This window comes from Cellulosimicrobium sp. 72-3 (genome assembly GCF_013127315.1).
In the GTDB taxonomy this organism is placed as follows: domain Bacteria; phylum Actinomycetota; class Actinomycetes; order Actinomycetales; family Cellulomonadaceae; genus Cellulosimicrobium; species Cellulosimicrobium funkei.
The window spans coordinates 1,937,506-1,959,127 of record NZ_CP053419.1; the positions used below are offsets into that span (position 1 = coordinate 1,937,506).

Below are 21,622 nucleotides of genomic sequence, written 5' to 3' on the forward strand. Positions count from 1 at the left end.
CCGACCCGGCCGGCAGACCCGGCAGTCGCCGCGCGTGCTCCCTCGACCTGAGGTCGAGGTCGAGCTCGAGGTCGGCCCGGTGGCGCACGGCGGTCACTGCGTGGCACGGCACGAGGGCCGGGTCGTCTTCGTGCGGCACGCCTTGCCGGGCGAGCGCGTGCGCGCCCGTGTCACCGAGGGCGGCGACGCGGCGAAGTTCTGGCGCGCCGACGCGGTCGAGGTCCTCGAGGCCTCGCCCGACCGCGTGCCGTCCGCGTGGCCCGAGGCGGGACCGGGCGGCGTGGGCGGCGGGGAGCTCGCGCACGTCGCGCTCGGCGCGCAGCGGCGGTGGAAGCGCGACGTCTTGACCGAGCAGCTGCGCCGCCTCGCGCACGTCGACCTCGACGATCTTCACCCTCAGGTAGAGGTCGAGGGTCTGCCGGGGGACGACGAGCGCGGCGGCCTCGCCTATCGCACGCGCGTGGACCTCGTGGCCGACGGCGGCGGCCGCGCCGGCATGCACCGCTTCCGCTCGCACACCGTCCTCCCGCTCGACGCGATGCCGCTCGCGAGCGAGGACGTCGCCGACCTCGCGGCGCACGAGAAGGTCTTCACCCGCTCGTGGCGCCCGGGCACCCGGATCGAGCTCGTCGCGCCCGTCGGGTCCGCGCCGGTCCTGCTCGTCGACGGCGAGCCCTGGCGCGGGGGGTCTCTCGACCACCGGCCCAACGCGCGGCGCAGCGTCACCGAGCGCGTCGTGCTCGGCGACCGCGAGCACACGTTCCGGGTCGCCGCGGACGGGTTCTGGCAGGTCCACCGCGAGGCGCCCGCCGCCCTGACGCGCGCGGTGCTCGACGGCGTCGGTGACGTCGACGGCGCGCGCGTGCTCGACCTCTACTCGGGCGCCGGGCTGTTCACGTCGCCGCTCGCGGCCGCCGTCGGGGACGCGGGCACCGTGCTCGCGGTCGAGGGCGACGAGCGTGCCGTGCGCGACGCCCGGCGCAACGCGCACGGGCTCGACCGGGTCGAGCTGCGGCACGGGCCGGTCGAGCAGGTGCTCGCCCAGGACGGGAGCGGCGCGGACGTCGTCGTGCTCGACCCGCCCCGCGTCGGTGCCGGGCGCGCCGTCGTCGAGGCCGTCGTGGGACGCGAGCCGTCGCGCGTCGTCTACGTCGCGTGCGACCCGGCCGCGCTCGCGCGCGACGTGTCGTACCTCGCGGAGCACGGCTACGGGCTCACCTCGCTGCGTGCGTTCGACCTCTTCCCCATGACCCACCACCTGGAGGCGGTGGCGGTCCTCACACGCTGACCGCGTGGCGGCGCGGGCGCCCCGCCACGGGCGCATGATGAGGGGGAGGCCCCTACGAGCACGGACGGTGAGGCGCGCATGACGAGCACGGCGGCGACGAGGAGCCGGACGGTCGTCCGGGCGGCGAGCCAGGACGGGACCGGCGACGGTCCGGACGACGTCCGGGACGTCGTCGGCGTGGGGGTCCTGATGCCGAACGGGCGGCTCGTGGGCCGGAGCTTCGCGTCGCGCGCCGAGGCGGAGGCGTGGGCGCGGCCCGAGGAGGGGGAGCAGGTCGTCGAGCTCAACGTCCTGTGCGACTGCGACCTCTGAGCCGGCGCCGATCCCATATATCTTGACGTCAAGATATATGGGGTATGCTGGTCGCGGTGCAGGTCGCAGCGGGTCGTGGACGAGCCGCTGGCCACCGCCCCGCCCGTCCTCCGGGACGCGGCCGGAGCGGCGCACCGGCCCGGCGTAGTCTGGGCGAAGCCCCCTGAACCATGGCATCCGTGCCACCGTCTCGCCACGAAGGAGCTACGAGTGAGCAGCGTCGACACGTTCGGGTCGAAGGGAACGCTGGAGGTCGGTGAGAACTCGTACGAGATCTTCCGCCTCTCCGCCGTCGAGGGTGTCGAGCGCCTCCCGTACAGCCTGAAGATCCTCGCCGAGAACCTCCTGCGCACGGAGGACGGCGCCAACATCACCGCGGACCACGTGCGCGCGCTCGCGTCCTGGGACCCGGACGCGCAGCCGGACACCGAGATCCAGTTCACGCCGGCGCGCGTGATCATGCAGGACTTCACCGGTGTCCCGTGCGTCGTGGACCTCGCGACGATGCGCGAGGCCGTCGCGGAGCTCGGCGGCGACCCGTCGCGCATCAACCCGCTGGCGCCGGCCGAGATGGTCATCGACCACTCGGTCCAGATCGACGTCGCGGGCCGCTCGGACGCGTTCGAGCGCAACGTCGAGTTCGAGTACCAGCGCAACCACGAGCGCTACCAGTTCCTGCGCTGGGGCCAGACGGCCTTCGACGACTTCAAGGTCGTCCCCCCGGGCACCGGCATCGTGCACCAGGTCAACATCGAGTACCTCGCGCGCACCGTCATGACCCGTGAGGTCGGCGGCGTGCTCCGCGCCTACCCGGACACGTGCGTCGGCACCGACTCGCACACGACGATGGTCAACGGCCTCGGCGTGCTCGGCTGGGGCGTCGGCGGCATCGAGGCCGAGGCGGCCATGCTCGGCCAGCCCGTCTCGATGCTCATCCCGCGCGTCGTGGGCTTCAAGCTCAACGGCTCCATCCCGGCGGGCGTGACCGCGACGGACGTCGTGCTCACCATCACGCAGATGCTGCGCCAGCACGGCGTCGTCGGGAAGTTCGTCGAGTTCTACGGCGCGGGCGTGGCCCAGGTGCCGCTCGCGAACCGCGCGACCATCGGCAACATGAGCCCCGAGTTCGGCTCGACCGCCGCGATCTTCCCGATCGACGGCGTGACGATCGACTACCTGCGCCTCACGGGCCGCAGCGACGAGCAGCTCGCGCTCGTCGAGGCGTACGCCAAGGAGCAGGGCCTGTGGCTCGACCCCGAGGCCGACGGCTACGTCGAGCCCGTCTTCTCGGAGTACCTCGAGCTGGACCTCTCGACGGTCGTCCCGTCGATCGCCGGCCCGAAGCGCCCGCAGGACCGCATCGAGCTGGGCGAGGCGAAGGAGTCGTTCGCGTCCGCGATCCTCGACTATGTCGACGCCCAGGAGGCGGCGCCGTTCACGGGTCTCGACGAGTCCGTCGAGGAGACGTTCCCGGCGTCCGACCCGATCGCCGCCGCCGCGCACGACGACCCGTCCGACCAGCCGGTCGCGCCGGGCCACGCCGACAGCGCGAAGCGCCCGCACAAGGTCGTCCCGGTCACGCTCGAGGACGGCACGACGACCGAGCTCGACCACGGGCACGTCGTCATCGCGTCGATCACGTCGTGCACCAACACGTCGAACCCCTCGGTCATGCTCGCGGCGGCCCTGCTCGCGAAGAAGGCGGTCGACCGCGGTCTCGCGTCGAAGCCGTGGGTCAAGACGTCGATGGCGCCCGGCTCGCAGGTCGTGACGAACTACTACGAGAAGGCCGGCCTGTGGCCGTACCTCGAGAAGCTCGGCTTCCACCTGGTCGGCTACGGCTGCGCCACGTGCATCGGCAACTCGGGCCCGCTCGCCGACGAGATCTCGGCGACGGTCAACGAGCACGACCTCTCGGTCGTCTCGGTCCTCTCGGGCAACCGCAACTTCGAGGGCCGCATCAACCCCGACGTGAAGATGAACTACCTCGCGTCGCCGCCTCTCGTCATCGCCTACGCGCTGGCCGGCACGATGGACTTCGACTTCGACGGCGAGCCCCTGGGCACCGACCCGCACGGCGAGCCGGTCTTCCTCAAGGACATCTGGCCCTCCCCGGAGGAGGTCCAGGCGACGATCGACGCGTCGATCGACCGCGACATGTTCACGAAGGACTACGCGGACGTCTTCACGGGTGACGACCGCTGGCGCGCGCTGGAGACGCCCGAGGGCGACACGTTCGCGTGGGACACCGAGTCGACCTACGTGCGCAAGCCCCCGTACTTCGACGGCATGGGCATGGAGCCGTCGCCCGTCACGGACATCTCCGGCGCGCGCGTGCTCGCGAAGCTCGGCGACTCGGTGACGACCGACCACATCAGCCCCGCCGGTGCCATCAAGGTGGACTCGCCGGCCGGCAAGTACCTCGCGGAGCACGGCGTCGCGCGCCGCGACTTCAACTCCTACGGCTCGCGCCGCGGGAACCACGAGGTCATGATCCGCGGCACGTTCGCGAACATCCGCCTGCGCAACCAGCTCCTCGACAACGTCGAGGGCGGCTACACCTTCAACTTCGTGAAGGACGCGCAGGACACGATCTACGACGCCGCGCAGGACTACGCCGCGCAGGGCACCCCGCTCGTCATCCTGGGCGGCAAGGAGTACGGCTCCGGCTCGTCGCGCGACTGGGCGGCCAAGGGCACGGCGCTCCTGGGCGTCAAGGCCGTCATCACGGAGAGCTTCGAGCGCATCCACCGCTCGAACCTGATCGGCATGGGCGTCCTGCCGCTGCAGTTCCCGGCGGGGGAGAGCGCCGAGTCGCTCGGCCTCGCGGGCACGGAGACCTTCGACATCGAGGGCATCACCGCGCTCAACGACGGCACCACGCCGTCGACCGTCAAGGTCACGGCCACCAAGCCCGACGGCACGAGCGTCGAGTTCGACGCCGTCGTGCGCATCGACACCCCGGGCGAGGCGGACTACTACCGCAACGGCGGCATCCTGCAGTACGTGCTGCGCTCCCTCGTCGCCTGACACGCACGCGCGTCCCGACGGCGCGTCCACCCCGGCCGGGGCGGGCGCGCCGTCGCCGTTCTCCACCAGCCCCTGCGCGGGTGTCGGGAGTCCGGCGTAGCGTCGGTCGCATGACACAGCGGTCGTGGTCGGTCCTGGGCGTCCCGTCGAGCGCGGCCGCCCACGGCCCCGGTCTCGAGAAGGCGCCCGCGGCGCTGCGTGCGGCCGGGCTCGTGGACGCGCTCCGGGCGCGCGGGCTCGTGGTCACCGACCAGGGCGACGTCGAGCCGGCCCGCTGGCGCGCGCACCACGTACCTGGGCGCCTGAACGATGTCGAGCGTGTCGCCGTGGGCGTCGGTCGCGTCCGCGAGGCGGTGGGGCGCGAGCTCCGAGCGGGTCGTGTGCCGCTCGTGCTCGGCGGCGAGTGCACCGTGACGCTCGGGGTCGTCGCCGCGGCCGTGGACGTGCACGACGACTGCGGCCTGGTCTACGTCGACGGCGGGCAGGACCTCTTCACGGTCGCGTCGCACCCCGAGGAGCCCATCGCCGACGCGACGGGCGTCGCCCACCTCCTCGACCTCCCGGGCGCGAGCCCGGAGCTGAGCGCCGTGGGGGCGCGACGACCGCTCCTGGACGCGCGACGGCTCGCGTTCCTCGGCTTCTCCGACGCCGAGGAGGACGAGGACGGCCGCGTCGCCGCGACCCGGGTCCCCGCCGCCGAGGTCTCCGCAGGTCCGGAGGCGGCGGCCCGTCGTGCCGTGGACGGCGCGGGCAGCAGGCCGTTCGTGCTCCACGTGGACGTGGACGTCCTCGACTTCTTCGCGCTGCCCGCCGCCGACGTGCCCGTCTTCGGGCGCGGGCTCGTCCCCGCCGAGCTGGAGCGCGTCGTGCGCGAGGTCGTCTCCGACCCGGACCTCGTCGCGGTCACGCTGGTCGAGTTCAACCCGGACCACGGCGGGTCGGCGACGGCCCGCGCGCTGGTCGACCTGCTCGCCCGCGCGCTCGCGCCCGGCTGACGCGGGGTACGGGCACCGAGGGCCGGGCGGGCCGTCAGAGCGGGGCGTCGAGCGTGCGCGTCCGGTCCCACGGCTCGGTCCAGCCGAGCCGGTCGAACAGCGCGTCGAGGATGCCGCCGGTGAAGCCCCAGACGAGGTGCTCGCGCCCGTCGGCCTCCACGAGGAAGCCGGGGCTCTTGTGCACCCGGCGGTCGCGGCGGACCGTCACCGTGCGGCGCCGGCCGGGGTCGAGCAGGTCGGCCACGGGGACCCGGAACACGTGGGCCGACTCGGCGGCGTCGACGGCGCGGACCGGGGTGGGCCGGGCCCACCACCCGAGCACGGGCGTGACGACGTGGTTGCTCACCGGCACGGGCAGCCGACCGAGCGTGCCGAGCACCTCGACGCCGTCCGGGTCGAGGCCCGTCTCCTCCTCGGCCTCGCGCAGCGCGCCGCCCACGGGGCCGTCGTCGTCGGGCTCGAGCCGGCCGCCCGGGAACGCGACCTGGCCCGGGTGGTGGCCGAGCGTCGTCGCGCGCGCGAGCAGGAGCACGTCGAGGTCGGCGGGGACGGCCGCGGCCGGGTGCTCCGCGGGCACCCCGTCGAGGACGCCGAAGAGCAGCAGCACGGCGGCGTCGCGCGCGTCCGGGCGCAGCGTCCCGACGGCGTGGCGCCACGGCTCGGGCCAGGCGCCGCCGTCCCGGGCGAGGGTCGCGAGCTGCGCGCGCGCCGACGCGCGCGCAGCCTCGGGCGGGGTCGTCACCAGCTCACCGGGAGCGGGCGGCCCTCCTCGTAGCCCGCGGCCGACTGCACGCCCACGACGGCGCGGTCCGCGAACTCGGCGAGGCTCGACGCCCCGGCGTAGGTCGCGGAGCTGCGCAGCCCGGACGTGATCTGGTCGAGCAGGTCCTCGACGCCGGGCCGCTGCGGGTCGAGGAACATGCGGCTCGAGCTGATGCCCTCCTCGTACAGCGCCTTGCGGGCGCGGTCGAACGGCGAGCCGCCCGCGGTGCGGGCGGCGACGGCGCGCGCCGACGCCATGCCGAAGCTCTCCTTGTACAGGCGGCCCGTGCCGTCGTCGTGCAGGTCGCCCGGGGACTCGTAGGTGCCCGCGAACCACGAGCCGATCATCACCTGCGAGGCGCCCGCGGCGAGCGCGAGGGCGACGTCGCGCGGGTGGCGCACGCCGCCGTCGGCCCAGACGTGCTTGCCGAGCTCGCGCGCCGCGGCGGCGCACTCCAGCACCGCGGAGAACTGCGGGCGGCCGACGGCCGTCATCATGCGCGTGGTGCACATGGCGCCCGGCCCCACGCCCACCTTGACGATGTCCGCACCCGCCGCGACGAGGTCGCGCACGCCGTCGGCGGTGACGACGTTGCCCGCCACGACGGGGACGTCCGGGCCCACCGAGCGCACGGCGTCGAGCGCCTGGAGCATCTTGGCCTGGTGGCCGTGCGCCGTGTCCACGACGAGCACGTCCACCCCGGCCGCGAGGAGCTCCTTCGCCTTCGCCGCGACGTCGCCGTTGATCCCGACGGCGGCGCCGACCCGCAGGCGCCCGGCGTCGTCGAGCGCGGGCGCGTAGACCGACGAGCGCAGCGCGCCCTTGCGCGTGAGGACGCCGACGAGCGCGCCGTCGCGCGTCACGGGCGCGACCTTGAGGCGAGCGGTGTGGAGCTGCTCGTAGGCCGCCTCGAGCCCGGCACGACCGCCGTCGAGCACGGAGGCGTCGAGGACGAGGGGGTGGTCGGTCATCACCTGGTGGACCTGGGTGAAGCGGTCGACGTCGGCGCAGTCGGCCTCCGTGACCACGCCGACCGGTCGCCCGCCGTCCACGACGACCGCGGCGCCGTGCGCGCGCTTGCCGATGAGCGTGAGGGCGGTGTGGACGGTGTCGTGCGGGCCGACGACGACGGGCGTCTCGATGACGGGGTCCTTGGACTTCACGTCCGCGACGACGTCCGCCACGACGTCGGTCGGCACGTCCTGCGGGATGATCGCGATCCCGCCGCGGCGCGACACGGTCTCCGCCATGCGGCGCCCCGCGACGGCCGTCATGTTGGCGACGACGACGGGGATGGTCGTGCCCGTGCCGTCGGCGGAGGAGAGGTCGACGTCGAAGCGCGACGCGACCTCGGAGCGCGACGGGACGAGGAAGACGTCGCCGTAGGTGAGGTCGGTCGCGGGGGACTGTCCGGGCAGGAAGCGCATGGCTCCATCCTACGAGGTCGCATCCCGCCGTTGTCCGCACTGCGGAAGGAGAATTCCACGAACGTCGCGTCCGTGCGTCCGCGGCGCGAGTGTGCGTCAATGACGTGAAGGTCCCGTCGCCCGGCGCACCGCGGCGCAGGTCATCGGCCCGGACGGCCTAGAGTTGTCGGGCTGGTCGCACGGGAACGGAACGGAGCATCTGCATGAGCCTGCTTGGCACGATCACCTCGCCCGAGGACGTGCAACGGCTGACCCCGGGGCAGGCGCGCGAGCTCGCCGCGGAGATCCGGGCGTTCCTCGTCGACTCCGTCTCCCGCACGGGCGGCCACCTCGGCCCGAACCTCGGGGTCGTGGAGCTGACCATCGCGATGCACCGCGTGTTCTCCTCGCCCACGGACACCTTCGTGTTCGACACGGGCCACCAGTCCTACGTGCACAAGCTCCTCACGGGGCGCCAGGACTTCTCCGCGCTGCGCAAGCAGGGCGGGCTGTCCGGGTACCCGTCGCGCGCCGAGTCCGAGCACGACGTCGTCGAGAACTCGCACGCGTCCACCGCGCTCTCGTGGGGCGACGGCATCGCGAAGGCGAACGTCGTGCGCGGCCTCACCGACCGGCACGTCGTCGCGGTCATCGGCGACGGCGCGCTCACCGGCGGCATGGCCTGGGAGGCGCTCAACAACATCGCGGAGAGCCAGGACCGCCGGCTCGTGGTCGTCGTCAACGACAACGGGCGCTCGTACTCGCCCACGATCGGCGGCCTCGCGCACCACCTGTCGACGCTGCGCACCACGCACGGCTACGAGAGCTTCCTGCAGTGGGGCAAGCGCACCCTCAACCGGTCCGGGGCGCCCGGGCGGTTCGCGTACGAGTGGCTGCACGGCCTGAAGAAGGGCCTCAAGGACGTCGTCGCGCCCCAGGGCATGTTCGAGGACCTCGGCATCAAGTACGTCGGGCCGGTCGACGGCCACGACGTCGAGGCCATGGAGCACGCGCTGCGCCGCGCGAAGGCGTACGGCGCGCCCGTGATCGTGCACGCGCTCACCGAGAAGGGCCGCGGCTACACGCCGGCCGAGCAGGACGTCGCCGACCGCTTCCACGCCGTGGGCAAGATCCACCCGGAGACCGGGCTCCCGGTCGCGCCCTCGCGCTTCGGCTGGACGAGCGTCTTCGCCGACGAGATCGTCCAGATCGGGCGCCGGCGGTCCGACGTCGTCGCGATCACCGCGGCGATGCTCGAGCCGGTCGGTCTCAAGCCGTTCTCGCAGGCGTTCCCCGAGCGCACGTTCGACGTCGGGATCGCGGAGCAGCACGCCGCGACGTCCGCGGCCGGCATGGCGTTCGCCGGGCTGCACCCGGTGGTCGCGGTGTACGCGACGTTCCTCAACCGCGCGTTCGACCAGGTGCTCATGGACGTCGCGCTGCACAAGGCCGGCGTGACGTTCGTGCTCGACCGCGCGGGCATCACGGGCGACGACGGCGCGAGCCACAACGGCATGTGGGACATGGCGATGCTGCGCATCGTGCCGGGCCTGCGCCTGGCCGCGCCGCGCGACGAGGAGACCCTGCGGACCGCGCTGCGCGAGGCCGTGGACGTCGACGACGCCCCGACGGTCGTGCGGTACCCGAAGGGCGCGCTCTCGGACGCCCTGCCCGCCGTCGAGTCCGTCGACGGCGTGGACCTGCTCGCGGTGCCTGCGGGCGCGGGCGACGAGGCCGCTCCCGCCGCGGCGGCGCCGGGTGGTCCGCGCCGCGTCCTGCTCGTCGGCCTGGGCTCGATGGCCCGCGTCGCGCTCGACGCCGGGGAGTCGCTCACCGCGCACGGCGTCGACGTCACGGTCGCGTCGCCCACGTGGGTGCTCCCGATGCCGAGCGCGCTCGTCAAGCTCGCCGGGGAGCACGACCTCGTCGTGACGGTGGAGGACGGCGTCGCGGACGGCGGGGTCGGCGCGCTGCTGGCCCAGCGGGCGCTGGAGTCGGGCGTGCGCACGCCCGTGCACCCGATCGGCCTCCCGGCGCAGTTCCTCGACCACGCCACGCGCGATCAGGTCGTGTCCGCGTACCGCCTCACCGGGGCAGACGTCGCGCGCGACGTGCTGGACGCGCTCGCGGCGCTCGCACGCGGCTGACGACCCCTGCCGCGCACCCGGCTCCCGGGTGCGCGGCTCCGGACACGCGGACGGCCCGCGGCGCAGGTGCGCCGCGGGCCGTCGCGTCGGTCAGGAGTGGGTGACCTCGACCGCCTGCTCGACGACGGCGCGCAGGTCGCCGCCGGACGCCGCGTGCCACGCGCGCTGCCGGGCGGCGCCGTTGCCCCCGGACCACAGGCGCCCGAGCAGCTCGGTCACCGCGTCCAGGTCCCCGGCGTCGACGAGCGCGTCGCGCACGTGCGCGACGAGCTGGCCCACGACGTCGTGCGCGGGGGCCGGGCGCCAGGTGAGGGGCGAGACGAGGTCCTCCTCGAGGCCCGAGCGGCCGGCGCGCCAGGACGCGGTGCGCAGGATCTCGGGCCGCAGCTCGGGCGCGGGCGCGCCGTCGGCGGACTCGCGGGCCGCCGTCTCGACGAGGCCGCGGGCGAGCGCCGCGAGCAGCGTCGCGGTGTCCGGGTCGAGGCACACGTCCGCGACGCGGATCTCGACCGTGGGGTAGCGCGACGACAGGCGGGCGTCGAAGTAGACCATGTTCTCGTCGAGGATCGTCCCGGTCGCGACGAGGCCGTCGACCGCCGCGCGGTACGCCTCGGGCGAGCCGAACGCGCGTGTCGGGCCCGAGGTGGGCCAGCGCGACCAGACCTGCGACCGGAAGCTCGCGTACCCGCTGTCCTGGCCCTGCCAGAAGGGCGAGTTCGTGCTCAGCGCGAGGAGCGTCGCGAGCCACGGCCCGATCCGGTCGAGCACCGCGACGCCCTCGGTGTCGTCCGCGACGGCGACGTGCACGTGGCAGCCGCTCGTGAGCTGCTCGCGCGCGGTGAGGCCGAACGCGGCGCGCGCCTCGAGGTAGCGCAGGCGCGACACGGTCGTGCCCTCGAACGGCAGGGGAGACGTCGAGAGCGCGGCGACCCGGGCCCCGACGCGGTCCGCGGCCTCCTGGGCGCGACGCCGGCCCTCGCGGATCTCGGTCGCGAGCTCGTCGATCTCGCGGCGCGGGTGCGTCGCCGTCTCGAGCTGCTCCTCCATGAACTCCGACTCCAGCGAGCCGGTGCCTCCGCCCTTGTCGTCGGTGCCGGAGGCCTCGAGGGCCTCGGCCGCGCGGGCGACGGGCTGCCCGTCGTCGCCGACGAGCAGGAACTCTTCCTCGACCCCTACGGTGCGTTTCACCCGGGCAGTCTCACACGGATGCGCGCGGCACGTCCGGCGAGCGTGTGACGGGCGCCCGTGTCGTGCGTCACGACGGCGGCGCGGGGTCCCCGGCGGGAGGGGCCGGGGTCTTGTGAAGGTCATCACAAGACGTCCTCGACACGGGGCTTGAGGGGGCGAGGAACCGCGGGATCCCGCCATTCCTGCGGGGTCCCGCCCGCCTCGGGACCTAGGTCCCCGGGCGGTCCCGAACGCCTCCGCCGCGGGCTCCGGGAACCTAGCCTGGAGGTGGCGAAGGAGCCCGTCGGAACCTCGGCCGAGGGCCCCACCCGGGACCTCGCGAGGCCGGCGGGTCCGGCCGGCGCGCGGACCCGCGCGTCAGGCACGAGGGAGGTCCAGATGACCAGCGTTTCCGAGGCAACCGGCACGACGAGCGGCGGCCGCGCGACGGGGGCGGGCGCCGTCGACCCGCAGCGCGACACCGCGCACGTCCCTGCGTGGGAGGGCTTCACCGACGGCCCGTGGCGCGACACGGTCGACGTGCGCGACTTCATCCAGCGCAACTACCGCCCGTACACGGGCGACGCGTCGTTCCTCGCCGGCCCCACGGAGCGCACGACGGGCATCTGGAGCACGCTGTCCGCCATGTTCCCGGAGGAGCGGGAGATGGGGATCTACGACGTGGACACCCGCACGCCCGCCGGCATCACGGCGCACGCGCCGGGCTACATCGACAAGGCGCACGAGGTGATCGTCGGTCTGCAGACCGACGCCCCGCTCAAGCGCGCGATCATGCCGAACGGCGGCTGGCGCATGGTCGAGGGCGCGCTGGAGACGTACGGCTACGAGGTCGACGAGACCCTGCGGAAGGTCTTCACCGAGTACCGCAAGACGCACAACCAGGGCGTGTTCGACGTCTACCCGCCGAACGTGCGCGCGGCCCGCAGCTCGCACATCATCACGGGCCTGCCCGACGCCTACGGCCGCGGCCGGATCATCGGCGACTACCGCCGCGTCGCGCTCTACGGCGTCGACGCGCTGATCGCCGCGAAGAAGCTCGACAAGCTCGGTCTCGACACGCAGCCCTTCAGCGAGAAGGTCGTGCGCGAGCGCGAGGAGCACGCGGAGCAGATCCGCGCGCTGGGCGAGCTCAAGGAGATGGCGGCCTCGTACGGCTACGACATCTCCGGCCCGGCGACGACGGCCCGCGAGGCCGTGCAGTGGCTCTACTTCGCCTACCTCGCCGCCGTGAAGGAGCAGAACGGCGCCGCCATGTCGCTCGGCCGCACGTCGACGTTCCTCGACGTGTTCATCGACCGCGACCTCGAGGCCGGCCGCATCACGGAGTCCGAGGCGCAGGAGATCATCGATGACTTCGTCATCAAGCTGCGCATCGTGCGGTTCCTGCGCACGCCCGAGTACGACGCCCTGTTCTCCGGCGACCCGACGTGGGTCACCGAGACGATCGGCGGCATGGGCGAGGACGGGCGCCCGCTCGTCACGAAGAACTCGTTCCGGTTCCTCCAGACGCTCTACAACCTCGGCCCGGCCCCCGAGCCGAACATGACGGTCTTCTGGAGCCCGGAGCTGCCGCAGGGCTTCAAGGACTACTGCGCGCAGGTCTCGATCGACACCTCGGCCGTGCAGTACGAGTCGGACGAGCTCATCCGCCAGCACTGGGGCGACGACGCGGCGATCGCGTGCTGCGTGTCCCCGATGCGGGTCGGCAAGCAGATGCAGTTCTTCGGCGCTCGCGTGAACCTCGCCAAGACGCTGCTCTACGCGATCAACGGCGGCCGCGACGAGATCTCCGGCAAGCAGGTCTCGCCCGTGGCGGCGCCCGTCGAGGGCGACGTGCTCGACTTCGACGACGTCATGGCGAAGTTCGACGCGACGATGGACTGGCTGGCCGCGACGTACGTCGAGGCGCTCAACTGCATCCACTGGTCGCACGACAAGTACGCGTACGAGCGCATCGAGATGGCGCTGCACGACAAGGACGTGCTGCGGACCATGGCGTGCGGCATCGCGGGCCTGTCCGTCGCGGCGGACTCGCTGTCGGCGATCAAGCACGCGAAGGTCTCCGTCGTCCGCGACGAGCGCGGCCTCGTCGTCGACTACGTCACCGAGGGCGAGTACCCGACGTTCGGCAACGACGACGACCGGGCCGACGCGATCGCCGTCGACCTCGTCGAGCGGTTCATGGCGAAGGTCCGCACGCACCCGACGTACCGTGACGCGGTGCCCACGCAGTCGGTCCTGACGATCACGTCGAACGTCGTGTACGGGAAGGCGACGGGCAACACGCCTGACGGCCGCCGCGCCGGCGAGCCGTTCGCCCCGGGTGCCAACCCGATGAACGGGCGCGACACGCACGGCATGCTCGCCTCGGCGCTGTCGGTGGCCAAGCTGCCGTACGACGAGGCGCAGGACGGGATCTCGCTGACCAACACGGTCGTGCCGAGCGGCCTCGGGCGCACCAAGGAGGAGCAGGTCACCAACCTCGCCGGCCTTCTGGACGCCTACATCGGGTCCGAGGGGTACCACATGAACGTCAACGTGCTGAACCGCGAGACGCTCCTGGACGCCATGGACCACCCGGAGAACTACCCGCAGCTGACGATCCGCGTGTCCGGGTACGCGGTGAACTTCGTCCGCCTCACGCGCGAGCAGCAGCTGGACGTGCTCTCGCGCACCTTCCACGGCGCGCTCTGACGAGCGCTGAGGAGCCAGCCATGACCGTCACCCTTCCCGGCCCCGCCGTCCGCCCGTCGCGCGGGTGCGGCGTCGCCGGGGGCACCCTGCCCGACGACGCCACGCGCCTCGACGTCCCGGGCGTCTCGACCTCCGCGGCCGAGCCCGCGGCGTCGGGCACGCCCGTGGGCCACGCGCGCCGGGCCGGCGCGGGCCTGGACGGGCTGACGGTCGCGGACGTGGACCGGGCCGACAAGCTCGCGGCGATGCGCGCGGGCGAGCTCGGCTCGGTCCACTCCTGGGAGCTCGTCACCGCCGTGGACGGGCCGGGGACCCGGCTCACCGTGTTCCTCAACGGGTGCCCGCTGCGGTGCCTGTACTGCCACAACCCCGACACGTTCGCCATGAAGGACGGCAGGCCCGTCACGGCGGACGAGCTCCTCGGGCGCGTCCGGCGCTACCTGCCCGTCTTCCGGGCCACGCACGGGGGGCTCACGCTCTCGGGCGGCGAGGTGCTCATGCAGCCCGCGTTCGCGGCGCGCGTCCTGCGCGGTGCGAAGGCGATGGGCGTGCACACCGCGCTCGACACGTCCGGCTTCCTCGGCGCGAACGCGACCGACGCGATGCTCGACGACACCGACCTCGTGCTGCTCGACGTGAAGTCCGGCGACCCGGACACCTACACGAAGGTCACGAGCCGCGACCTCGAGCCGACCCTGCGGTTCGGGCGACGGATCGCCGAGCGCGGGCTCACCGGCCACGCGCCCGAGGTCTGGGTGCGCTTCGTGCTCGTCCCGGGCCTCACCGACGACCCGGACAACGTCGAGAAGGTCGCCGCGTACGCGGCGTCGCTCAACGCGATCCGCCCCGGCACGGTGACGCGCGTCGAGGTGCTGCCCTTCCACCAGATGGGCCGCGACAAGTGGGACGCGCTCGGGCGCACCTACGAGCTCGACGACACGCCCGCGCCGTCGGCCGAGCTCACCGAGCGCGTGCGCGACCAGTTCCGCGCCCACGGCCTGACGACGTACTGACCCGACCCGCCGACGAGCGCCCGCTCGCCGAGACGGGAGAAGTGGCCCCGGACCGCCGTGTTCCCGGGGCCACTTCTCACCTTTCGGCGGGTGCGCGCCCCCCGGGGCGGGGTCGGGTCGTATGGTGCGCGGGTGCCTGCAGCGACCGTCGACGCCCACGACCCCCGATGGACCGACGCCGGGAGGCGGTGGACGGAACGCGTCGCCGCCGCGCTCGCCGACCTCGCGAGCCCCGACGGCACGAGCCCGGTCGTGGTCGAGCACATCGGGTCGACGGCGGTCCCCGGGCTCGCGGCGAAGCCGATCATCGACCTCCAGGTGCGCGTCGCGCCGCTGCCCTCCGAGGCGGAGCTCAACGCCGCGCTCGGGCCGCTCGGGTTCTCGATCGAGCGCGGGGCGCGCCCCGACTCGCCCGGCGTGTACCGTGACGTCCCGCGTCCGGGCGCCGACCCCGCCCCCGAGCTCTACGCCAAGCGCCTGCTCACCCGCCCCGGCGACGAGGGCGAGCCGCCCGTGATCCTCCACGTCCGCCGCCTCGACTCGCCGTTCGCCGCGTACGTCGTCGCGTTCCGCGACTGGCTGCGCGCCGTCCCCGCCGAGGCCACGGCGTACGAGGCGACGAAGCGCGACCTCGCCGCGCGCCACGCGGACGCCGACGACTACGACGACTACACGCGCGACAAGACGGCGTTCCTCGACGCGGCGCAGTCCCGGATGGAGCGCTGGACGGCGGAGGCCGGCAGGTCGTCGTGAGGGCGCCGGAGCGTGCCTGCGGCCGGGAGCGATACTGTGGTGATACCACGTCGGGAGGTGCGGGATGAGCGGCAACCAGATGGTCGTGCGGTTCACCGAGGACGAGAAGCGAGTCCTCGAGGCGGCCGCGGAGCGCGAGGGGCGCTCGCAGAACGAGATCGTCCGTGAGGCCGTACGACGGTACGGCGCGGAGCGCGACGCCCTCCGTGATCGACTGATCGCGGACGCGATCCGCGAGTACGGACCCGTGCTCGACAAGCTCGCCTGAGGTGGTCGCGTCGCGAGAGGTCGAGTACCTCGAGGTCGGGGACCTGCTCGCGGCGGCGCGCGCGCTGCTCCGGGCGGAGCCGGTCGTCCGCGACTGGGGTGCGCTCGACTCGGCCGTGCATCGTCCTCGCGCCTCGATGTTCGGTGAGGAGGCGTACCCGTCGCTCGACCTGAAGGCGGCCGCGCTGATGCTCTCCGTCGTCCAGAACCACGCGCTCGTCGACGGCAACAAGCGGCTCGGTCTCGTCGCCGTCGTCGTGTTCTACGGCATGAACGGTGTCGCGCTGCGTGCCCCCCACGACGACGTGTACGAGCTGACGATGTCGATCGCCGACGGCTCGACGCACGACGTGACGTACGTCGCCGAGTGCCTCGCTCGTTGGCACGCGTGACCGCGCCGCGCGCGGCGCTGCCCGACGTCGCCACCGCGCGGGCGGTCGTCGCGGACGCGGACGCCCTCGCCGCGCTGCTCGCGACCCTCTCCGCCGCGCCCGGGACGGCGCGTGACCAGGTGCGCGCCGCGTTCGGCGACAGCCGCGAGGAGAAGGTCCTGGCGCGCCTCGACACCGTCGACGTCGCGTCGCTGCGCGACGTCACGCGCGAGCGCTTACGGCTCGGGGCGCTCGCGGACGCGGGCGTGCGGACGGTGGGCGAGGTCGCGCGGCTCGGGCGCGACGGGCTGGAGAAGCTGCCCGAGATCGGCCCGCAGACGGCGACGCACCTGCTCGCCGCCGCCGAGCAGGTGGCGCGCGCCGTGCGTGAGAGCCTGCGCTTCCGGATCGACCTCACGCCGACGGACCCGGTCGCGACCGCGCTCGTCCAGGCGCTGCACACGCTCGACCAGGCCGACGCCGCCGTCGCCCGCTACGGCGACCAGGTGCGGGCCGCGCTCGCGGAGCACGAGCGCGTGCGCGCCGACGCGCTGGTCGCCGCGAGCGGGCCGCGCCGCCTGCTCGCGTGGGGCGAGCGGCGGCGTCGGGCGTCCGCGGCGGTCACGGTGCTCGCTGCGGTCGCCGAGCGGGCGCGGGCCACCGGGCTCGCCGAGGAGGCGCGGCGCGTCGTCGGGCTGCTCGCCGAGCCCGCGCGCCCGTACGACGTCTGGGAGGACTTCCGGCGGCGGTCCGCGGCGTACTACGCGCTGCTCGACGGCGTCGCCCCCACGGGCCGCGACGTCGCCGCCGCGGCCGGGCACCTGCCCGCCGAGCTGGTGGACCGCGTGCAGACGCAGGCGCTCGACGAGTCGCTGCTGACCGTCTCGCTGCGCGGCTACCAGGCGTTCGGGGCCCGCTTCGCGCTCGCCCAGCGCCGCGTCGTCCTGGGCGACGAGATGGGTCTGGGCAAGACGGTGCAGGCCGTCGCCGTCGTCGCGCACCTGGTCGCCGGCGGTGCGACCCACGCGCTCGTCGTGTGCCCGGCGAGCGTGCTGGAGAACTGGGTGCGCGAGCTGCGCGCGCACGCGAGCCTCCCGGTGCACGCCGTCCATGGCGAGGACCGGGAGGAGGCAGCCGCCGCGTGGCGCGCTGCGGGCGGCGTCGCCGTCGTGACCTTCGCGGGCCTGCGGCGCGCGGGGACCGAGGCGTTCGCGGCGGCGGCGCCGGCCGTGCTCGTCGTGGACGAGGCGCACTACGTGAAGAACCCGCTCGCGAAGCGGTCCGTGGCCGTCGCGGCCCTCGCGCGGACGACCGAGCACGTGCTGCTGCTCACGGGCACGCCCATGGAGAACCGGGTCGAGGAGTTCCGCACCCTGCTGGGCTACCTCCAGCCCGAGCTCGCGGCACGCCTCGACGCCGCGCACGGCGCCGCGGGCCCCGACGCGTTCCGGCACGCTGTCGCGCCCGCGTACCTGCGCCGCAACGCCGAAGACGTGCTCGAGGAGCTGCCCGAGCTCGTGCAGGTCGACGAGTGGGAGCGGCTCGGCCCGGTCGACGGCGCCGCGTACCGGGAGGCGGTCGCGGCGGGGTCGTTCATGGCCATGCGGCGGGCGGCGTTCGCCGTCGAGCACCCCGAGGACTCGGCGAAGCTGCGCCGGCTCGTCGAGATCGCGCGCGAGGCGGCCGAGAACGGGCGCAAGGTCGTGGTGTTCTCGTACTTCCGGGACGTCGTGGACGTGGTCGTGCGCGCCCTCGGCGACCTCGCGCTCCCGCCCCTCACCGGCTCCGTGCCCGCCCGCACGCGACAGACGATCGTCGACGACTTCACCGCGGCCGAGGACCCGCGCGTGCTCGTCAGCCAGATCGACGTCGGGGGAGTGGGTCTCAACCTCCAGGCGGCGTCCGTCGTGGTCCTGTGCGAGCCGCAGACCAAGCCCACGACCGAGGCGCAGGCCGTCGCGCGCGCCCACCGCATGGGGCAGGTCGAGACCGTCCAGGTGCACCGCCTGCTCACCGTCGACAGCGTCGACGAGCACCTCGTGCGCCTTCTCGGGACCAAGGCCCGGCTGTTCGACGCCTATGCGCGCCGCAGCGCGCTCGCCGAGGAGGTCGCGGGCGCGGTCGACGTGTCCGAGGCGTCGCTCGCGCGCGCGGTGGTCGACGCCGAGCGCGCCCGGCTGTTCGTCGACCCGGCCGTGACGTCGGTCGAGGACGCGCCCGTCGAGGACGCGCCCGTCGAGGACGCGCCCGCCGACGGGGTCCCTCCCGCCGTGGCGCTCGGTCACGCGACCGAGGACGCGCCCGCCGAGCGCTGACGGGGCCCGGGCCTGCGCCGTCGTCGCGCTCGGCGCCGGGACGCGGCATAGCGTGGCGTCATGACCGAGACCGACACCTTGCCCCCACTCACCCCGCTGCGAGAGGACTGGTCGACGGCGCTCGCAGTCGTCGCGCACCCGGACGACATGGAGTTCGGCGCGGCCGCCGCCGTCGCGCGGTGGACCGCGCAGGGCAAGCGGGTCGTGTACTGCATGGTCACGAGCGGCGAGGCGGGGATCGACGGGATGGACCCGGACGAGGCGCGCCGCGTGCGGGAGGCGGAGGAGGTCGAGTCGGCACGGATCGTCGGCGTCGACGAGGTCGAGTTCCTCGGGCTGCCCGACGGCGTGCTCGAGTACGGCCTGCCGCTGCGGCGCGCGATCGCGGGGGCGATCCGGCGTCACCGGCCCGACGTCGTGATCACCGGGAACTACCGCGAGACGTTCCCGGGCGGGATGCTCAACCAGGCGGACCACGTCGCGACGGGGCGGGCCGTCGTGGACGCCGTGCGCGACGCGGGGAACCGGTGGGTGTTCCGCGAGCAGGTCGAGTCGGACGGGATCGAGCCGTGGGGCGGCGTGCGCCAGGTGTGGGTCGCCGCGTCGCCCGACGCCCGGCACGGCGTGGACGTCAGCGCGACCTTCGACGCGGGCGTGGCGTCCCTGCGCGCGCACGCCGCCTACCTCGACGGCCTCGGCTGGGAGGACTTCGACCCGGCGGCGTTCCTCGCGTCGATGAGCGCCCCGACGGGCGAGCGGATGGGCGTGGAGCACGCCGTGGCGTTCGAGCTCCTGCACATGGGTGGAGAGGACTGACTCAGGTCGGTCCTCGCTGGCCGCCGAGCAGGCGGTCGTGGCCCGTCCTGTACTCGGGACGGGCCACAACCACCTGCTCGGCGGAGGGGGAGGGGTTTCGTCAGACGCGCGATGTCGCCGGGACGTTGGCGACGCCGTCGGGCAGGAAGCGGCGGCCCAGGACCTTCTCGCTGTAGCCCGTGCGGTCGAGGTACGGCGTGATGCCGCCCAGGTGGAAGCCCCACCCCGCGCCGAGGATCATGCACAGGTCGATCTGCGACGGGCTCGCGACCACGCCCTCGTCGAGCATGAGCCCGATCTCCTGCGTGAGCGCCGTGAGCACGGAGTCGAGGACGCCCGCCTCGTCCAGTGCTCCGTCGCCGCCCGCCGCACCCGTGCCGAAGACCCGCTGGATCGCCGGGTCGACAGGCTTGGGCAGGCCCTTCGGCGCGTCGAGGACGACGGGGATCTGCTCGTCCACGATGCGCTGCAGGCCGGGGGACTCGGGGAACCGGTCGCCCAGGTCCTCGCGCAGCGACGTGAGGACGTGCAGGCCGACGGCCGGGCCGACGAGGTCGAACAGCGCGAACGGCGGCATCGGCAGGCCGAGCGGTGCGACGGCGCGGTCCGCGACCTCGACCGACGTGCCGTTCTCGACCGCCTCGACGATCTTGCCCATGAGCAGGATGAGCAGGCGGTTGACGACGAACCCGGGGCGGTCGGCGACGAGCACGGCCGTCTTGCGGAGCTTCTTCGTCATGGCGAACGCCGTCGCGAGGGCCGCGTCGTCGGTCTTCGCCGCCTGGATGATCTCGACGAGCGGCATCTGGGCGACGGGGTTGAAGAAGTGCATCCCGACGACGCGCTCGGGGTGCTGCAGGTCGGCCGCCATCTCGGTGATCGACAGCGCGGACGTGTTGGTCAGCAGCACGGCCTCGGGCGACAGGACGCCCTCGAGCTCGGCGAAGACCTTCTTCTTGAGCCCGAGGATCTCCGTGACTGCCTCGATCACGACGTCGCAGCCCGCGAAGTCGCCGAGCTCGGTCGTGCCGTGCACGGAGCCGACGATGCGCGCGCCGGTGTCCGCGGACATGCGGCCCGAGCGTACGAGCTTCTCGACGGTGGAGCGGACGTAGCCGAGGCCCTTGTCGACGCGCTCCTGGTCGAGGTCGCGCATGACGACCGGCACCTGGAGGCGCTGCGCGAACAGCAGCGCGATCTGCGCGGCCATGAGCCCCGCGCCCACGATCCCGACGCGGGTGACGGGGCGGGCGAGCTTCGCGTCGGGCGCGCCCTGGGGCCGCTTGCCCTTCGAGACGAGCTGGAACGCGTAGACGCTCGCGCGCATCTCGTCGCTCATGATGAGGTCCGCGAGGGCGTCGTCCTCGGCGGCGAACGCCTCCTCGCGCGACGCGGTGCGCGCGGCGGCGACGAGGTCGAGCGCGCGGTACGGGGCCGGGCGGGAGCCCGCGACCACGGCGTCGAGGCGCTGACGCGTCCCGGCGACGACGGCGTCCCACACGGGCTGCGGGTCGAGCTCGCGCCGCTCGACGACGATCTCGCCGCGCAGCACGGCCTCGGCCCAGCGCAGCGAGGACTCGAGGAAGTCCGGCGCCTCGAAGAGCGCGTCGACGAGCCCGATCTCGTACGCCTCCTTCGCCTTGAACGGCTTGTTCGCAGCCGGGCGGGCGAGGATGACGTCCATCGCCTTCTCGACGCCGAGCAGGCGCGGCACGAGGTAGGCGCCGCCCCAGCCGGGGACCAGGCCCAGGCCGACCTCGGGCAGCGCGAGCGCACCGGCGTCGGACGCGACGGTGCGGTACGTGCAGTTCAGCGCGACCTCGAGGCCGCCGCCGAGCGCGACGCCGTTGACGAACGCGAACGTCGGCACGCCCATGTCCTGGAGCAGCGTGTACGCGGCGTGCCCGGCGCGCCCGAGGGCGAGCGCGTCGTCGCGCACCTGGACGGCCGCGGCCTGCGTGAGGTCCGCGCCGGCGGCGAGGAAGTACGGCTTGCCCGTGATCGCGACGGCGACGATCTCGCCGTCCGCGGCCCGGCGCCGCAGCGTCTCGAGGGCCGCGTGCAGCTCCGCGAGGCCCTCGGGGCCGAGCGTCGTCGGCTTGGTGTGGTCGAGCCCGTTGTCGAGCGTGACGAGGGCGAGCGTGCCCGTCCCGCCGGGGAGCGCGACGTCGCGCACGAGCGAGTGCGTGACGCGCTCCCCGCGCGCGGCGTCCTTCGTCGCGTCCGCGGAGGTGGTGGGCGTGGTGTCGGTCGGTGCGCTCATC

The 21,622-nt window shown here is 74.0% G+C and carries 16 protein-coding genes; 12 read left to right on the plus strand and 4 right to left on the minus strand.

Annotated elements, in window-relative coordinates:
* The first annotated feature begins 34 nt into the window (after window positions 1-34).
* From HKK73_RS08755 to HKK73_RS08770, 4 genes are all read left to right on the plus strand, one after another.
* The gene (locus tag HKK73_RS08755; protein ID WP_253705863.1) at window positions 35-1,288 is read left to right on the plus strand and encodes a class I SAM-dependent RNA methyltransferase; all 1,254 of its coding nucleotides are present in this window, start codon (window positions 35-37) and stop codon (window positions 1,286-1,288) included.
* Between the two features lie 78 nt (window positions 1,289-1,366).
* Window positions 1,367-1,600 (plus strand): hypothetical protein, encoded by a 234-nt coding sequence (locus HKK73_RS08760; protein WP_171467139.1) that lies wholly within the window; start codon window positions 1,367-1,369, stop codon window positions 1,598-1,600.
* A 210-nt stretch (window positions 1,601-1,810) separates the two neighbouring features.
* Window positions 1,811-4,630: an aconitate hydratase gene (locus tag HKK73_RS08765; protein WP_076404955.1), complete on the plus strand. Its 2,820-nt coding sequence runs from the start codon at window positions 1,811-1,813 to the stop codon at window positions 4,628-4,630.
* A gap of 110 nt (window positions 4,631-4,740) precedes the next feature.
* Window positions 4,741-5,625: an arginase family protein gene (locus HKK73_RS08770; RefSeq protein ID WP_171467826.1), complete on the plus strand. Its 885-nt coding sequence runs from the start codon at window positions 4,741-4,743 to the stop codon at window positions 5,623-5,625.
* Window positions 5,626-5,659: 34 nt separating this feature from the next.
* On the opposite strand, the gene HKK73_RS08775 is transcribed toward HKK73_RS08770, so the two are convergent.
* Both HKK73_RS08775 and HKK73_RS08780 read right to left on the minus strand, forming a co-directional pair.
* Window positions 5,660-6,367: a CoA pyrophosphatase gene (locus tag HKK73_RS08775; RefSeq protein ID WP_144682611.1), complete on the minus strand. Its 708-nt coding sequence runs from the start codon at window positions 6,365-6,367 to the stop codon at window positions 5,660-5,662.
* On the minus strand, window positions 6,364-7,815 hold the full coding sequence (locus tag HKK73_RS08780) for a GuaB1 family IMP dehydrogenase-related protein (RefSeq protein ID WP_043654636.1): 1,452 nt from the start codon (window positions 7,813-7,815) through the stop codon (window positions 6,364-6,366). The genes HKK73_RS08775 and HKK73_RS08780 overlap by 4 nt, the downstream gene beginning before the upstream one ends.
* A 203-nt stretch (window positions 7,816-8,018) precedes the next feature.
* Here HKK73_RS08780 and dxs point away from each other — a divergent pair, with 203 nt between their 5' ends.
* Window positions 8,019-9,941, plus strand: coding sequence for a 1-deoxy-D-xylulose-5-phosphate synthase (gene dxs / locus HKK73_RS08785; RefSeq protein WP_085388033.1), 1,923 nt, complete (start codon window positions 8,019-8,021; stop codon window positions 9,939-9,941).
* Window positions 9,942-10,031: 90 nt separating this feature from the next.
* On the opposite strand, the gene HKK73_RS08790 is transcribed toward dxs, so the two are convergent.
* On the minus strand, window positions 10,032-11,129 hold the full coding sequence (locus HKK73_RS08790) for a glutamate--cysteine ligase (protein WP_232322574.1): 1,098 nt from the start codon (window positions 11,127-11,129) through the stop codon (window positions 10,032-10,034).
* Window positions 11,130-11,507: 378 nt separating this feature from the next.
* On the opposite strand from HKK73_RS08790, the gene pflB reads away from it, so the two are divergent.
* From pflB to HKK73_RS08825, 7 genes are all read left to right on the plus strand, one after another.
* Window positions 11,508-13,823 (plus strand): formate C-acetyltransferase, encoded by a 2,316-nt coding sequence (gene pflB / locus HKK73_RS08795; RefSeq protein ID WP_061268197.1) that lies wholly within the window; start codon window positions 11,508-11,510, stop codon window positions 13,821-13,823.
* A gap of 20 nt (window positions 13,824-13,843) precedes the next feature.
* A complete protein-coding gene (gene pflA, locus HKK73_RS08800; RefSeq protein ID WP_171467828.1) occupies window positions 13,844-14,836 on the plus strand; it encodes a pyruvate formate-lyase-activating protein in 993 nt (330 codons plus the stop codon).
* 132 nt (window positions 14,837-14,968) lie between these two features.
* A complete protein-coding gene (locus tag HKK73_RS08805; protein WP_171467829.1) occupies window positions 14,969-15,589 on the plus strand; it encodes a GrpB family protein in 621 nt (206 codons plus the stop codon).
* 64 nt (window positions 15,590-15,653) lie between these two features.
* The gene (locus HKK73_RS08810; protein WP_085388029.1) at window positions 15,654-15,857 is read left to right on the plus strand and encodes a ribbon-helix-helix protein, CopG family; all 204 of its coding nucleotides are present in this window, start codon (window positions 15,654-15,656) and stop codon (window positions 15,855-15,857) included.
* Between the two features lies 1 nt (window position 15,858).
* A complete protein-coding gene (locus HKK73_RS08815; protein ID WP_085388028.1) occupies window positions 15,859-16,248 on the plus strand; it encodes a type II toxin-antitoxin system death-on-curing family toxin in 390 nt (129 codons plus the stop codon).
* On the plus strand, window positions 16,245-18,542 hold the full coding sequence (locus tag HKK73_RS08820; RefSeq protein WP_216608060.1) for a DEAD/DEAH box helicase: 2,298 nt from the start codon (window positions 16,245-16,247) through the stop codon (window positions 18,540-18,542). The genes HKK73_RS08815 and HKK73_RS08820 overlap by 4 nt, the downstream gene beginning before the upstream one ends.
* 60 nt (window positions 18,543-18,602) lie before the next feature.
* Window positions 18,603-19,358: a PIG-L deacetylase family protein gene (locus HKK73_RS08825; protein WP_086150308.1), complete on the plus strand. Its 756-nt coding sequence runs from the start codon at window positions 18,603-18,605 to the stop codon at window positions 19,356-19,358.
* A gap of 100 nt (window positions 19,359-19,458) precedes the next feature.
* Here the strand turns inward: HKK73_RS08825 and HKK73_RS08830 are convergent, their stop codons facing one another.
* Entirely contained in the window at window positions 19,459-21,621 is a 2,163-nt protein-coding gene (locus tag HKK73_RS08830) for a 3-hydroxyacyl-CoA dehydrogenase NAD-binding domain-containing protein (protein WP_085388025.1), read from the minus strand.
* Window position 21,622 lies beyond the last annotated feature (1 nt).

Excerpts from the sequence above, each read along its gene's own strand:
- HKK73_RS08825 (WP_086150308.1), top strand. The coding sequence starts at position 18,603 with ATGACCGAGACCGACACCTTGCCCCCACTCACCCCGCTGCGAGAGGAC.
- HKK73_RS08770 (WP_171467826.1), top strand. The coding sequence starts at position 4,741 with ATGACACAGCGGTCGTGGTCGGTCCTGGGCGTCCCGTCGAGCGCGGCC.
- HKK73_RS08810 (WP_085388029.1), top strand. The coding sequence starts at position 15,654 with ATGAGCGGCAACCAGATGGTCGTGCGGTTCACCGAGGACGAGAAGCGA.
- HKK73_RS08780 (WP_043654636.1), bottom strand. The coding sequence starts at position 7,815 with ATGCGCTTCCTGCCCGGACAGTCCCCCGCGACCGACCTCACCTACGGC.
- dxs (WP_085388033.1), top strand. The coding sequence starts at position 8,019 with ATGAGCCTGCTTGGCACGATCACCTCGCCCGAGGACGTGCAACGGCTG.
- HKK73_RS08760 (WP_171467139.1), top strand. The coding sequence starts at position 1,367 with ATGACGAGCACGGCGGCGACGAGGAGCCGGACGGTCGTCCGGGCGGCG.
- pflA (WP_171467828.1), top strand. The coding sequence starts at position 13,844 with ATGACCGTCACCCTTCCCGGCCCCGCCGTCCGCCCGTCGCGCGGGTGC.
- pflB (WP_061268197.1), top strand. The coding sequence starts at position 11,508 with ATGACCAGCGTTTCCGAGGCAACCGGCACGACGAGCGGCGGCCGCGCG.
- HKK73_RS08830 (WP_085388025.1), bottom strand. The coding sequence starts at position 21,621 with ATGAGCGCACCGACCGACACCACGCCCACCACCTCCGCGGACGCGACG.